Annotated in this window: 12 protein-coding genes and 5 tRNA genes; 8 read left to right on the plus strand and 9 right to left on the minus strand. The window is 54.5% G+C overall.

Annotation, left to right across the window (positions count from 1 at the left end):
• The first annotated feature begins 61 nt into the window (after positions 1-61).
• The 6 genes from modF (at position 62) to gpmA (ending at position 6,970) form a co-directional block, all read left to right on the plus strand.
• Complete coding sequence (gene modF / locus ECL_RS14595) at positions 62-1,534, plus strand: molybdate ABC transporter ATP-binding protein ModF (RefSeq protein WP_013097518.1); 1,473 nt, start codon at positions 62-64, stop codon at positions 1,532-1,534.
• A gap of 201 nt (positions 1,535-1,735) precedes the next feature.
• Entirely contained in the window at positions 1,736-2,752 is a 1,017-nt protein-coding gene (galE, locus tag ECL_RS14600; RefSeq protein WP_023622345.1) for a UDP-glucose 4-epimerase GalE, read from the plus strand.
• Positions 2,753-2,761: 9 nt separating this feature from the next.
• The gene (galT, locus tag ECL_RS14605) at positions 2,762-3,808 is read left to right on the plus strand and encodes a galactose-1-phosphate uridylyltransferase (protein ID WP_013097520.1); all 1,047 of its coding nucleotides are present in this window, start codon (positions 2,762-2,764) and stop codon (positions 3,806-3,808) included.
• A gap of 3 nt (positions 3,809-3,811) precedes the next feature.
• Positions 3,812-4,960: a galactokinase gene (gene galK, locus ECL_RS14610; RefSeq protein WP_013097521.1), complete on the plus strand. Its 1,149-nt coding sequence runs from the start codon at positions 3,812-3,814 to the stop codon at positions 4,958-4,960.
• Positions 4,954-5,997 carry a galactose-1-epimerase gene (gene galM / locus ECL_RS14615; RefSeq protein ID WP_013097522.1) on the plus strand — a complete coding sequence of 348 codons (1,044 nt, stop codon included), beginning with the start codon at positions 4,954-4,956 and terminating at the stop codon, positions 5,995-5,997. The genes galK and galM overlap by 7 nt, the downstream gene beginning before the upstream one ends.
• Positions 5,998-6,217: 220 nt before the next feature.
• Positions 6,218-6,970, plus strand: a complete 753-nt coding sequence (gpmA, locus tag ECL_RS14620) for a 2,3-diphosphoglycerate-dependent phosphoglycerate mutase (RefSeq protein WP_008501111.1) — start codon at positions 6,218-6,220, stop codon at positions 6,968-6,970.
• Between the two features lie 61 nt (positions 6,971-7,031).
• Here the strand turns inward: gpmA and aroG are convergent, their stop codons facing one another.
• Entirely contained in the window at positions 7,032-8,084 is a 1,053-nt protein-coding gene (gene aroG, locus ECL_RS14625; protein WP_013097523.1) for a 3-deoxy-7-phosphoheptulonate synthase AroG, read from the minus strand.
• 304 nt (positions 8,085-8,388) lie between these two features.
• On the opposite strand from aroG, the gene ECL_RS14630 reads away from it, so the two are divergent.
• A complete protein-coding gene (locus ECL_RS14630) occupies positions 8,389-8,766 on the plus strand; it encodes a YbgS-like family protein (RefSeq protein WP_020685076.1) in 378 nt (125 codons plus the stop codon).
• Between the two features lie 106 nt (positions 8,767-8,872).
• A complete protein-coding gene (zitB, locus tag ECL_RS14635; RefSeq protein ID WP_013097525.1) occupies positions 8,873-9,805 on the plus strand; it encodes a CDF family zinc transporter ZitB in 933 nt (310 codons plus the stop codon).
• On the opposite strand, the gene pnuC is transcribed toward zitB, so the two are convergent.
• The 8 genes from pnuC to cpoB all read right to left on the minus strand — a co-directional run bounded on the left by pnuC (position 9,802) and on the right by cpoB (position 13,312).
• The gene (gene pnuC, locus ECL_RS14640; protein ID WP_013097526.1) at positions 9,802-10,521 is read right to left on the minus strand and encodes a nicotinamide riboside transporter PnuC; all 720 of its coding nucleotides are present in this window, start codon (positions 10,519-10,521) and stop codon (positions 9,802-9,804) included. The two genes, zitB and pnuC, sit on opposite strands and share 4 nt — an antisense overlap.
• Positions 10,522-10,543: 22 nt before the next feature.
• Positions 10,544-11,587 (minus strand): quinolinate synthase NadA, encoded by a 1,044-nt coding sequence (gene nadA / locus ECL_RS14645; RefSeq protein ID WP_013097527.1) that lies wholly within the window; start codon positions 11,585-11,587, stop codon positions 10,544-10,546.
• Positions 11,588-11,778: 191 nt separating this feature from the next.
• Positions 11,779-11,854 (minus strand) — tRNA-Lys (locus ECL_RS14650).
• Positions 11,855-11,876: 22 nt separating this feature from the next.
• Positions 11,877-11,952 (minus strand) — tRNA-Lys (locus ECL_RS14655).
• A 146-nt stretch (positions 11,953-12,098) separates the two neighbouring features.
• Positions 12,099-12,174 (minus strand) — tRNA-Lys (locus ECL_RS14660).
• 3 nt (positions 12,175-12,177) lie between these two features.
• A tRNA-Val gene (locus tag ECL_RS14665) sits at positions 12,178-12,253 on the minus strand.
• A gap of 27 nt (positions 12,254-12,280) precedes the next feature.
• Positions 12,281-12,356, minus strand: a tRNA-Lys gene (locus tag ECL_RS14670).
• 161 nt (positions 12,357-12,517) lie between these two features.
• On the minus strand, positions 12,518-13,312 hold the full coding sequence (gene cpoB / locus ECL_RS14675) for a cell division protein CpoB (protein ID WP_013097528.1): 795 nt from the start codon (positions 13,310-13,312) through the stop codon (positions 12,518-12,520).
• Between the last annotated feature and the right edge of the window lie 4 nt (positions 13,313-13,316).

Raw genomic sequence — 13,316 nt, forward strand, 5'->3', positions numbered from 1 at the left:
TGACAAGCGTGTCGACAGTGAGTATCCCTGACATCTGATGCTGCAAAAAATGGGATAAATCATGTCATCATTGCATATTTCGCAAGGTACGTTTCGTCTTGGCGATACCCGAACGCTGACGCTGCCAGATTTAACACTCCATGCGGGTGAAAGCTGGGCATTTGTGGGCACCAACGGAAGCGGCAAGTCCGCGCTGGCCCGGGCGCTGGCCGGAGAGCTCATCCTGCTTAAAGGAGAACGCCAGAGCCATTTTACGCGTACGACGCGCCTGTCGTTTGAACAGCTGCAGAAGCTGGTGAGCGATGAATGGCAGCGTAACAATACGGACCTCCTCAGCCCGGGCGAAGAAGACACGGGCCGCACAACGGCAGAAATTATTCTGGATGAAGTCAACAATCCCGCCCGTTGTCAGCAGCTGGCGGAGCAGTTTGGCATCACCGCCCTTCTCAACCGCCGCTTCAAATACCTTTCTACCGGCGAGACGCGTAAAACGCTGCTCTGCCAGGCGCTGATGAGTGAACCTGAGCTGTTAATCCTGGATGAGCCGTTCGACGGTCTGGACGTGCAGTCCCGCGCCCAGCTGGCGGACCTGCTGGCCTCGCTTAACCAGCAGGGCTACACCCTTGTGCTGGTGCTTAACCGTTTTGATGAAATCCCGGATTTTGTGCAGAACGCCGGGGTGCTGGCGGACTGCAGCCTTACCGAAACCGGCGAAAAATCGGTACTACTGAAGCAGGCGTTGATTGCCCAACTGGCGCACAGCGAAAAGCTCGACGGCATTACCCTGCCCGACCCCGACGCCCCTTCGGTACGTCTCGCTTTAGATCCCAATCAGCCGCGGATTATGCTGCGTGACGGGGTGGTCTCTTATGACGATCGTCCGATCCTGAATCATCTCAGCTGGACGGTTAATCCGGGCGAACACTGGCAGATTGTCGGTCCCAACGGCGCGGGGAAATCGACGCTGCTGAGTCTGATCACCGGCGATCACCCGCAGGGCTACAGCAACGATCTGACCCTGTTTGGCCGCCGTCGCGGAAGCGGTGAAACCATCTGGGATATCAAAAAGCATATCGGCTATGTCAGCAGCAGCCTGCATCTGGATTACCGGGTCAGCACCACCGTACGCAATGTGATCCTCTCCGGGTACTTTGATTCCATCGGTATTTATCAGGCGGTATCGGACAAACAGCACAAGCTGGCCCAGCAGTGGCTGGATATTCTGGGGATGGACAACCGGGTCGCTGACGCGCCGTTTCACAGTCTGTCCTGGGGGCAGCAGCGTCTGGCATTGATCGTCCGGGCGCTGGTGAAACACCCGACGCTGCTGATCCTCGATGAGCCGCTTCAGGGGCTGGATCCGCTGAACCGCCAGCTGATCCGTCGCTTTGTGGATGTGCTGATTGGCGAAGGTGAGACCCAGTTACTGTTTGTCTCACATCATGCTGAAGACGCACCGGCCTGCATCACGCACCGTCTGGAGTTTATCCCGGACGGTGAGCACTATCGTTACCTGCTGAGCAAAATCGATTAACTTCCGGAGGGCGCCGCCCTCCGCTTTTCAGATAACCTGCAGTGATACTTCTTTATCTCTTTGATCTACAATGCGACTGGATCAAAAAAAAGCGGGTTTGAAAAACAGTGTAAACGATTCCACTAATTTATCCCATGTCACACTTTTCACGTCTCTGTTATGCTATGGTTATTACATACCATAAGCCTAATGGAGCGAAATATGCGAGTTCTGGTAACAGGTGGTAGCGGTTACATAGGAAGTCATACCTGTGTGCAACTGCTGCAAAACGGTCATGATGTCATCATCCTCGACAACCTGTGCAATAGTAAGCGCAGCGTGCTGCCTGTGATTGAACGTCTTGGCGGAAAACAGCCGACTTTCGTCGAAGGTGACATCCGCAATGAAGCGTTGATGACCGAGATCCTCCACGACCACGCCATTGAAACGGTGATCCACTTCGCTGGCCTGAAAGCGGTCGGTGAGTCGGTCGCGAAGCCGCTTGAGTATTACGACAACAACGTCAACGGTACCCTGCGTCTTATCTCCGCCATGCGCGCGGCGAACGTCAAAAACTTCATCTTTAGCTCATCCGCCACCGTCTACGGCGATCAGCCCAAAATTCCTTACGTTGAAAGCTTCCCCACCGGTACGCCACAAAGCCCGTACGGCAAAAGCAAACTGATGGTGGAACAGATCCTGACCGACCTGCAAAAAGCACAACCGGAGTGGAGCATCGCCCTGCTGCGCTACTTCAACCCGGTCGGCGCCCATCCGTCAGGCGATATGGGTGAAGATCCGCAGGGTATTCCGAATAACCTGATGCCGTATATCGCACAGGTGGCGGTGGGCCGCCGCGAGTCGCTGGCGGTGTTCGGCAATGACTATCCAACTGAAGATGGCACCGGCGTGCGTGATTACATCCACGTTATGGATCTGGCCGACGGCCACGTGGCGGCAATGCAGCAGCTGGCCGACAAACCGGGCGTGCATATTTACAACCTCGGCGCCGGTATTGGCAGCAGCGTGCTGGATGTGGTTAACGCTTTCAGCAAAGCCTGCGGTAAGCCGGTCAACTATCACTTCGCCCCCCGCCGCGAAGGAGACCTCCCGGCATACTGGGCTGATGCAACCAAAGCCGATAAAGAGCTTAACTGGCGTGTTACCCGCACGCTGGATGAAATGGCACAGGATACCTGGCACTGGCAGTCTCGCCACCCACAAGGTTATCCGGACTAAGGATCCGTCATGACTTCATTCAATCCCGTCGATCATCCGCATCGTCGTTTTAACCCGCTTAGCGGGCAATGGATTTTGGTGTCTCCGCATCGCGCCAAGCGCCCCTGGCAGGGGGCGCAAGAGACGCCTGCAAAACAGACGCTGCCACAGCACGACCCGGACTGCTTCCTGTGTCCGGGCAACACCCGCGTAACGGGAGATAAAAACCCGGACTACAAAGGCACCTTCGTTTTCACCAACGATTTTGCCGCGCTCATGACCGACACGCCGGACGCGCCGCAGAGCGATGATCCGCTGATGCGTTGTGAAAGCGCCCGGGGAACCAGCCGCGTGATCTGCTTCTCGCCCGATCACAGCAAAACGCTACCGGAGCTTAGCGTTGATGCGCTGAAAGAGGTGGTGAGCACCTGGCAGGCACAAACTGCGGAGCTGGGCCAGACTTATCCGTGGGTGCAGGTATTCGAAAATAAAGGCGCCGCGATGGGCTGCTCTAACCCGCATCCACACGGGCAGATCTGGGCGAACAGTTTCCTGCCCAACGAAGCCGAACGAGAAGATCGCCTGCAAAAAGCCTATTACGCGGAAAACGGCTCCCCGATGCTGGTGGACTACACCCGGCGTGAACTGGCCGACGGTAGCCGTACTGTGGTCGAAACGGAACACTGGCTGGCCGTTGTGCCGTACTGGGCGGCATGGCCCTTTGAAACGCTGCTGCTGCCTAAAGCACATGTTCAGCGCATTACGGATCTCAGCGACGCACAGCGTGACGATCTTGCGCTGGCGCTGAAAAAGCTGACCAGCCGTTACGACAATCTGTTCCAGTGCTCCTTCCCGTACTCAATGGGCTGGCACGGCGCACCGTTTAACGGCGAAGAGAATCAACACTGGCAGTTGCATGCCCATTTCTATCCGCCGCTGCTGCGTTCTGCGACGGTGCGTAAATTTATGGTGGGCTATGAAATGCTGGCGGAAACCCAGCGTGACCTGACGGCAGAACAGGCCGCAGAACGCCTGCGTGCCGTTAGCGATGTCCATTATCGCGAATCAGGAGTCTAATAAATGAGTCTGAAAGATAAAACACAATCCCTGTTTGCTGAAAAATTTGGCTACCCTGCCACCCACGTTATCCAGGCACCTGGCCGCGTAAACCTGATTGGTGAACACACCGACTACAACGACGGTTTTGTTCTGCCCTGTGCCATTGATTACCAGACGGTGATCGCCTGCGCAAAGCGCGATGACCACAAAGTGCGCGTGATTGCGGCGGATTACGGTAATGAGATGGACGAGTTTTCCCTCGATGCCCCGATTGTTATCCACGACAGCCAGCAGTGGTCCAACTATGTGCGCGGCGTGGTGAAACATCTGCAAAAGCGTAACAAGAATTTTGGCGGTGCGGATCTCGTCATCAGCGGCAACGTGCCACAAGGGGCCGGTTTAAGCTCGTCGGCATCCCTGGAAGTGGCGGTGGGAACCGTCTTCCAGCAGCTGTACCATCTGCCGCTGGACGGGGCGCAAATTGCACTGAACGGCCAGGAAGCGGAGAATCAGTTTGTGGGCTGCAACTGCGGCATCATGGACCAGCTTATCTCCGCGCTGGGCAAAAAAGAGCATGCGTTACTGATTGACTGCCGAACGCTTGGAACCAAAGCCGTTCCCCTGCCAAAGGGTGCCGCGGTCGTGATTATCAACAGCAACTTTAAACGTACGCTGGTGGGCAGCGAGTACAACACCCGCCGCGAGCAGTGCGAAACCGGCGCACGCTTCTTCCAGCAGCCGGCCCTGCGCGACGTGACGCTTGATGAATTCAACAAAGTGGCGCACGAGCTGGATCCGGTAGTAGCAAAACGCGTTCGTCATGTGCTGACCGAAAACGCCCGAACCGTTGAAGCCGCTTCCGCGCTGGCCAAAGGAGATCTGAAACGTATGGGGGAACTGATGGCAGAGTCCCACGCCTCCATGCGCGATGACTTCGAAATCACCGTTCCGCAAATCGATACCCTGGTGGAGATTGTCAAAGCGGTCATCGGCGATAAAGGCGGTGTACGCATGACGGGCGGTGGTTTTGGTGGCTGCATCGTCGCTCTGGTGCCGGAAGATCTCGTCCCGGCCGTCCAGTCGGCGGTGGAGAAACAGTACGAAGCCAAAACGGGCATTAAAGAAACGTTCTATGTTTGTAAAGCATCACAAGGAGCCGGACAGTGCTAAACGAAACGCCAACCCTCGCACCGGATGGTCTGCCGTATCGCCTGTTAACCCTGCGCAACAGCGCGGGGATGGTTGTTACGCTCATGGACTGGGGTGCCACCCTACTTTCCGCCCGCGTACCAATGCCAGACGGCAGCGTGCGCGAAACCCTTCTCGGCTGCGCGTCGCCTGAGCAGTATATCAACCAGGCCGCCTATCTTGGTGCGTCCGTCGGGCGCTATGCGAACCGCATTGCGAAAAGCCGTTTTGAGCTCGACGGTGTTCGCTACACGTTGCTGCCAAGCCAGGGTGAGAACCAGCTGCATGGTGGACCGGAAGGATTTGACAAACGCCGCTGGAAAATTGTCCAGCAAAACGACCGGGAAGTGCTGTTTTCACTTGACTCGCTGGATGGCGACCAGGGATTCCCGGGTAACCTTACCGCGTTTGCACGCTTTACGCTGACCGACGACAACCGTATCGCCATTGAATACCGTGCGACGGTCGATAAGCCGTGTCCGGTCAACCTGACCAACCACGCCTACTTCAATCTGGACGGTAATCAGTGCGATGTGCGTAACCATAAGCTGCAGATCCTTGCGGATGCCTATTTGCCGGTGGACGAGATGGGCATTCCGTATCAGGGGCTGAAGCCCGTGGAAGGTACCAGCTTCGACTTCCGCAACGCAAAATCCATCGCCCAGGATTTCCTGAGCGATGACGATCAGCGCAAGGTGAAAGGTTACGACCACGCGTTCCTGCTGCAGGCACAAGGCGATGTGAAACAGCCTGCTGCACAGGTCTGGTCTGCGGATGAAAAACTGCAGATGACGGTCTACACCAGCGCCCCTGCCCTGCAATTCTACTCAGGTAACTATCTTGGCGGGACAACCGCACGTGAGCACGGCGAGTACAGCGACTGGCAAGGTCTGGCGCTGGAAAGCGAGTTCCTGCCGGACAGCCCGAACCATCCCGAATGGCCACAGCCGGACTGTGTCCTGCGCCCGGGTGAAGAGTACGTCAGCGTCACCGAGTATCATTTTACTCCGCACGCTTAACCTCCGGCCGCAACATCGTCAGCCCTCCCCTGGAGGGCTTTTTTCTGCACGCCTTGCTGAAAATAGCGCCAATCGCAGACAAAATCATAACCCTGGATTCACAAGCACCTTACACTCAGAGACTATTTTCGCTATGGTTAGGGTTAAGCGTTGCTGCTGGCACGGCCACGGCAATATAATGAGAATTGTTATCATTCTAAAAATGCTTGAGGAGTAAGAGATGGCTATTACTAAGCTGGTTCTGGTGCGCCACGGCGAAAGCCAGTGGAACAACGAAAACCGCTTCACCGGTTGGTACGACGTTGATCTGTCTGAGAAAGGCGTAAGCGAAGCAAAAGCGGCAGGTAAACTGCTGAAAGAAGAAGGCTTCAGCTTTGATTTTGCTTACACCTCTGTGCTGAAACGTGCCATCCACACCCTGTGGAACGTGCTGGACGAGCTGGATCAGGCCTGGCTGCCGGTTGAGAAATCCTGGAAACTGAACGAGCGTCACTACGGTGCGCTGCAGGGTCTGAACAAAGCCGAAACCGCTGAGAAATACGGTGACGAGCAGGTTAAACAGTGGCGTCGCGGCTTCGCGGTAACCCCACCAGAGCTGACCAAAGATGACGAGCGCTATCCGGGCCACGACCCGCGTTACGCGAAACTGACCGACGCTGAGCTGCCAACCACCGAGAGCCTGGCGCTGACCATTGACCGCGTTGTTCCTTACTGGAACGAAACCATTCTGCCACGCCTGAAAAGCGGTGAGCGCGTGATCATCGCCGCTCACGGTAACTCCCTGCGCGCGCTGGTGAAATACCTGGACAACATGGGTGAAGACGAGATCCTCGAACTGAACATCCCGACTGGCGTACCGCTGGTGTATGAGTTCGACGAAAACTTCAAGCCAATCAAACACTACTATCTGGGTAACGCGGATGAGATCGCAGCGAAAGCCGCGGCTGTTGCGAACCAGGGTAAAGCGAAGTAATTTTCGCCGGAGATAAAAAAAGCGCGGAGCCTTCCGCGCTTTTTTATTTGTGCCGGAAGAATCAACCGCGACGGGCTTTTACCGCATTTGCCAGCTGACGCAGGATGGCGTCGGTATCTTCCCAGCCAATGCAGGCATCCGTCACGCTCTTGCCATAGACCAGCGGCTCGCTGCCTTCGAGGTTCTGGTTACCCTCAACCAGATGGCTTTCAATCATCACCCCAATCACCGCTTTCTCGCCACCAGCAATCTGCTGACAAACATCTGCGCCGACTTCCATCTGCTTTTTAAACTGCTTGCTGGAGTTGGCGTGGCTGAAGTCGATCATCACCTGAGGCGGCAGCCCGGCTTTTTCCAGCCCGACCTTCACTTCCGCGACATGTTTTGCGCTGTAGTTAGGCTCTTTACCGCCGCGCAGAATGATATGGCAGTCACCGTTACCGCTGGTGTTAACAATGGCAGAGTGACCCCATTTGGTCACGGACAGGAAGCAGTGTGGTGCCCCTGCCGCATTGATGGCATCAATAGCGACTTTGATGGTGCCATCGGTACCGTTTTTAAAACCCACCGGGCAAGAGAGGCCGGACGCCAGTTCACGGTGAACCTGAGATTCAGTGGTACGCGCGCCAATGGCGCCCCAGCTCATCAGGTCTGCCAGATATTGTGGCGTGATCATATCCAGGAACTCACCGGCGGCTGGCAGGCCACTGTCGTTAATCTCCAGCAGCAGCTTGCGCGCAATACGCAGGCCGTCGTTAATCTGGAAGCTGTTGTCCATATGCGGATCGTTAATCAGCCCTTTCCAGCCAACGGTGGTGCGCGGCTTTTCAAAGTACACGCGCATCACAATTTCCAGCTCATCTTTAAGCTCTTCGCGCAGCTTAAGCAGTCTCGCGGCATACTCTTTTGCCGCGGCAGGATCGTGGATAGAGCACGGGCCAATCACCACCAGAAGACGATCGTCATTACCTTTCAGGATCTTGTGGATCGCTTTACGAGCATGAGAAACCGTATTTGCGGCATTTTCAGTGGCGGGGAATTTCTCAAGGAGTGCTACAGGAGGTAATAACTCATTGATCTCTTTAATGCGTAAATCGTCGTTCTGATAATTCATCTTCTTTCCAGCTCTGCCATATCTTTAGTAATGAAAGCAATCCTTTCAATCTATCTTGTCGACCAGGAAGTGTAAACACGGTTTTACACTTCACGCAGATAATTCCTGGAATTCGCCTAAAAATCGCCACAAAATAGCGAAAAACGAGATCTAACCTAAGCTTTTTAACTGTAACAACCATTTTTGCTTTATTAAACGCGATTCCCTACTGACGTAAGTCCGTCTGGCGGGATCTTTCGCCTCTGAAAAAGATGCACTGTTGGAGAATGTTATCCAGCGTAACGACAAGAACAGGAGCACCATGATGAAAATGACGAAACTGGCAACTCTCTTCCTGACGGCAACCCTCACCCTGGCAAGCGGCAGCGTTCTTGCGGCTGAAACGAGCTCATCGGGTAACGGCGATGCTAACGCGGCTGCGTCAGCAGGCCAGGTGGCCCCTGATGCCAAACAGAATGTCGCCCCGAACAATGTCGATAACAGCCAAATTAATAACGGGAACACGAACACCGGCGGCACGATGCTGCACCCTGATGGTACCGACTCCGGTACCATGAATCATGACAATATGAGCAAGGATGAGGTTCACAAAAACACGATGTGTAAAGACGGCCGTTGCCCGGACGCGAATGACAAAGTGGGCGATGATGCCAATACCAAAACGGATGGTACAACCCAGTAACCGGTTATTGATTTAACTGCGAAAGGAGAGCTCAGGCTCTCCTTTCTTTTTGAGTAACTTATTAAAAACGCTACACTAATAACAATAACGAATCAGGAAAGATAACATGGCTCACACACATTCCCACGCCTCCGGCGACGACAACGCTAAACGCTTGCTGCTGGCCTTCGGCGTTACCGCCACCTTCATGATTATTGAGGTCATCGGCGGTTTGATCTCCGGCTCCCTGGCGCTGCTGGCTGACGCCGGACATATGCTTACCGATGCAGCAGCGCTGCTTTTTGCCCTCCTGGCCGTACAGTTTGCCCGTCGTCCTCCTAATGCACGCCATACATTCGGCTGGCTGAGGCTGACGACGCTTGCCGCGTTTGTTAATGCGATTGCGCTGGTGGTCATTACCCTTCTTATCGTCTGGGAGGCCATTCAGCGCTTCAGACACCCTCAGCCGGTCGCCGGGATGACAATGATGGCGATCGCCGTGGCGGGGCTGCTTGCCAATCTTCTGGCCTTCTGGATTTTGCATCGCGGCAGTGGCGAAAAGAACCTTAACGTACGCGCCGCCGCTCTGCATGTGATGGGAGATTTACTGGGCTCGGTGGGAGCCATTGTTGCCGCACTGGTGATCCTCTACACCGGCTGGACGCCTGTCGACCCTATTCTTTCTGTACTGGTCTCGTGTCTGGTGTTACGCAGCGCCTGGCGGCTATTGAAGGAGAGCGTCAATGAGTTGCTTGAGGGGGCGCCTGCCTCTGTGGATATCGCCGAGTTAAAACGTAATCTGCATCGTTCAGTTCCTGAAGTACGTAACGTCCACCACGTACACGTCTGGCTGGTGGGCGAGAAACCGGTTATGACGTTGCACGTCCAGGTGATCCCGCCGCACGACCACGATGCGCTGCTCGAACGCATCCAGCACTTTCTTGAACATCACTATGAAATTGGTCACGCGACCATCCAGATGGAGTACCAGCCCTGTAACGGGCCGGATTGCCACCTGAATGAGGCGCAGTCCGACCATTCACATCATCACCACCATTAACTGGAGAGCGCGTGAGAGCCTCGCTCACGCGCGCTGTTAATCCACATCCGGCTTCCGTTCAGGGCAATGAAGGTCAACAGCAGATATTCCAGAGACATCGCATAGACGCCCTGCAGGGCGAAAATCACCACGCTGATGACATTGATGATGACCCACAGCAGCCAGTTCTCAACGTATTTACGGGTCATCAGGATCATCGCCGCAATGGACAACACCATCATGCAGGAATCCCAGAACGGGAAAGCATCCGGCTGAAGCACAGGCATTGTCACCTGTAACCCGATGCCGGACATGGCCACCACAGCAATGCGGGTCAGGAAAGCAAATACCGGGTTGATGTAGACCGTCATTAAACCAATGGCGACCACACACGCGACAAACCAGGCGATGGCTTTCGGCAAGGGTAACCAGCGGATCTGCAGCTCGGCCTCCTGCTGGCTGTTCTGCCGAGACCACGCGTACCACCCGTAGATATTGGCCGCAAAAAAGAACTGCTGCAAAAGCAAGCTTGCGTAGAGCTGGATCTGGAAGAAGATAATCGCAAACAGCGTAACGTTAATGAGCCCGAACGCGTAATTGCTGATCTTCTCCAGGCTTGCGAGCCAGATACAGAGTAATCCCGCCAGCGTGCCAACGGCCTCAATCCATGACAGGTCATAGCCACCTGCACCAATCGGTATATGAACCAGAATGTTTTGTGTGCTAAAAAAATCCATCTTTTCCCCGGGACGTAGTGAATTAAGTACGTAGTGTAGCCGCAAAATCCAGCATGCGGTTAAGTGGAACTAACGCGCCTTCACGCAGAGCGGCATCCACATGGATTTCATGCGCCGCACCGCCGGTTTCTAACCCTTCGGCAATCGCTTTCAGGCCGTTCATCGCCATCCACGGGCAGTGCGCACAGCTGCGGCACGTGGCCCCCTCGCCTGCGGTTGGCGCTTCGAGGAGCTCTTTCTCCGGCACGGCCTTCTGCATCTTGTAGAAGATACCGCGATCGGTCGCCACGATAAGCTGCTTATGCGGCAACGTTCTGGCAGCATTAATAAGCTGGCTGGTTGAACCCACGGCATTGGCCATGTCGACAATCGACTGCGGTGATTCAGGATGAACAAGAATAGCGGCATCAGGGTAAAGCGCCTTCATGCGGGACAGTGCCTGCGTCTTGAACTCGTCATGAACGATGCAGGCGCCCTGCCAGCAGAGCACGTCTGCCCCGGTCTGCTTCTGGACGTAGCTTCCCAGATGGCGGTCGGGTGCCCAGATAATCTTCTCACCCAGGCTGTCCAGGTGCTCAATCAGTTCAACGGCGATGCTCGACGTAACAACCCAGTCTGCGCGCGCTTTCACTGCAGCGGACGTATTGGCGTACACCACCACGGTCCGGTCAGGATGGGCATCGCAGAAGGCCGAGAATTCGTCAATCGGACAGCCGAGATCCAGTGAACACTCCGCGTTCAGCGTTGGCATCAGGATGGTTTTTTCAGGGCTAAGGATTTTTGCCGTTTCCCCCATAAAACGCACCCCCGCAACCAGGAGCGTGGAAGCAGGATGTTTTGCACCAAAGCGCGCCATCTCCAGAGAGTCAGAAATACAGCCTCCGGTCTCTTCCGCCAGCTGCTGGATTTCCGGATCGGTGTAGTAATGTGCCACCATCACGGCATCTCGCTCTTTGAGAAGACGCTTGATTTTCTCACGGTAGAACTGCTTTTCATCCATGCTCAGCGGAACAGGCTTCGGCGGGAAGGGATAGATTGCGGCTTCAGGATCAAACATCACGCTCATTATGGCTTCTCGTTTTACTGGCTTAACAATATTGCCTTTCTTTTGCCTGACATAGCAAAACGCAGGGCAACTGTGTTTTGTATACTAAACAAGATAGCGAATCTGGAGTGAAAAGTCACCGGGAATAGATGTGCGGAGCATTTGTTGTATTGCAGATAGCAAAAAAGCGCCTTTAGGGCGCTTTTTAACATTGGTGGGTCGTGCAGGATTCGAACCTGCGACCAATTGATTAAAAGTCAACTGCTCTACCAACTGAGCTAACGACCCCTTGCGGGATTTTTCTTCGAAGTGGTGGGTCGTGCAGGATTCGAACCTGCGACCAATTGATTAAAAGTCAACTGCTCTACCAACTGAGCTAACGACCCATTCGGGTGCTGACTTCGAAGATTTTACTCGGTTCCACGTTTGAAGTGGTGGGTCGTGCAGGATGACTCGGCTTCGCCTCGCCCTTCGGGCCGTTGCTAAAGCAACGTTATCCTTCACGTTTAATATCTGAGTAAGACATTAAAATTGGTGGGTCGTGCAGGATTCGAACCTGCGACCAATTGATTAAAAGTCAACTGCTCTACCAACTGAGCTAACGACCCGAGTGGTGGGTGATGACGGGCTCGAACCGCCGACCCCCTCCGTGTAAAGGAGATGCTCTACCAACTGAGCTAATCACCCACTCTGTACTGCCGGAACTGCTTTAAGTGGTGGGTCGTGCAGGATTCGAACCTGCGACCAATTGATTAAAAGTCAACTGCTCTACCAACTGAGCTAACGACCCACTTTTACGCTGCTTTCACGTTGTTTGATATCCCGTGGCAACGGCGGCATATATTACTGATTTAAGAATTCTGCGCAACAAAAATTTCGATGAAGATCACTTAACTGCTTAGTAATCATGCTGCACGACCAGAAATAACGCGATTTCTGGTCATGCGATAATCATCCCATCGAACTCAGACGTTTTTGCGCCTGTTTGGCCCCTTCCGTGCCCGGGAATTTTGCAACCACCTGCTGATAAACCGCTTTGGCTTTCGCAGTGTCACCTTTGTCCTGCATGATCACGCCGACCTTAAACATCGCATCAGGCGCTTTTGGCGATTTGGGGTAATTTTTCACCACAGAAGCGAAATAAAACGCCGCATCGTCTTTTTTACCCTTGTTGTAATTCAACTGACCCAGCCAGTAATTTGCGTTTGGCTGGTAAGTGGAATCCGGGTACTTCTTAACGAAGTTCTGAAACGCAACGATAGCATCATCCTGGCGCGATTTATCCTGTACCAGTGCAATGGCCGCGTTGTAATCCGTGTTCGCGTCACCACTCTGCACAGGCGCCCCTGTCGCAGCAGAGGCATCGGCTGAAGGCGCTGGCGCGTCTGTGGCCGCTCCGCTTTGATCGCCCGCTGCTGGTTGCGCTGCTGCCCCCCCGCTGCTCAGGCTATCAATCTGCAGCAAGATCTGCTTTTGACGTTCCACAACCTGGTTAAGCTGATACTGGCTCTCCTGAATCTGACCACGGAGGGAGTCGATATCAGTTTGGTTATCGGAAAGTTGTTGCTGGAGTTGGGTTAAAAGCTGACTGTGAGCGTTAGAGATACGCTCGAGTTGAGTGACCCGGTCTTCCACCGAGCCTGAGCCGACACTACTGATTGGTGCCTGAGCAAAAGCGGCCCAGGGGGCCGCTATTCCAACCAGTAACGACAGACTCAACAGATGATGTCTGAAGTTACTGCTCATGCAA

This window comes from Enterobacter cloacae subsp. cloacae ATCC 13047 (assembly GCF_000025565.1).
Classification (GTDB): Bacteria; Pseudomonadota; Gammaproteobacteria; order Enterobacterales; family Enterobacteriaceae; genus Enterobacter; species Enterobacter cloacae.

Excerpts from the sequence above, each read along its gene's own strand:
- galE (WP_023622345.1), top strand. The coding sequence starts at position 1,736 with ATGCGAGTTCTGGTAACAGGTGGTAGCGGTTACATAGGAAGTCATACC.
- cpoB (WP_013097528.1), bottom strand. The coding sequence starts at position 13,312 with ATGAGCAGTAACTTCAGACATCATCTGTTGAGTCTGTCGTTACTGGTT.
- galT (WP_013097520.1), top strand. The coding sequence starts at position 2,762 with ATGACTTCATTCAATCCCGTCGATCATCCGCATCGTCGTTTTAACCCG.
- modF (WP_013097518.1), top strand. The coding sequence starts at position 62 with ATGTCATCATTGCATATTTCGCAAGGTACGTTTCGTCTTGGCGATACC.
- gpmA (WP_008501111.1), top strand. The coding sequence starts at position 6,218 with ATGGCTATTACTAAGCTGGTTCTGGTGCGCCACGGCGAAAGCCAGTGG.
- ECL_RS14630 (WP_020685076.1), top strand. The coding sequence starts at position 8,389 with ATGAAAATGACGAAACTGGCAACTCTCTTCCTGACGGCAACCCTCACC.
- zitB (WP_013097525.1), top strand. The coding sequence starts at position 8,873 with ATGGCTCACACACATTCCCACGCCTCCGGCGACGACAACGCTAAACGC.
- aroG (WP_013097523.1), bottom strand. The coding sequence starts at position 8,084 with ATGAATTATCAGAACGACGATTTACGCATTAAAGAGATCAATGAGTTA.
- nadA (WP_013097527.1), bottom strand. The coding sequence starts at position 11,587 with ATGAGCGTGATGTTTGATCCTGAAGCCGCAATCTATCCCTTCCCGCCG.
- galK (WP_013097521.1), top strand. The coding sequence starts at position 3,812 with ATGAGTCTGAAAGATAAAACACAATCCCTGTTTGCTGAAAAATTTGGC.
- pnuC (WP_013097526.1), bottom strand. The coding sequence starts at position 10,521 with ATGGATTTTTTTAGCACACAAAACATTCTGGTTCATATACCGATTGGT.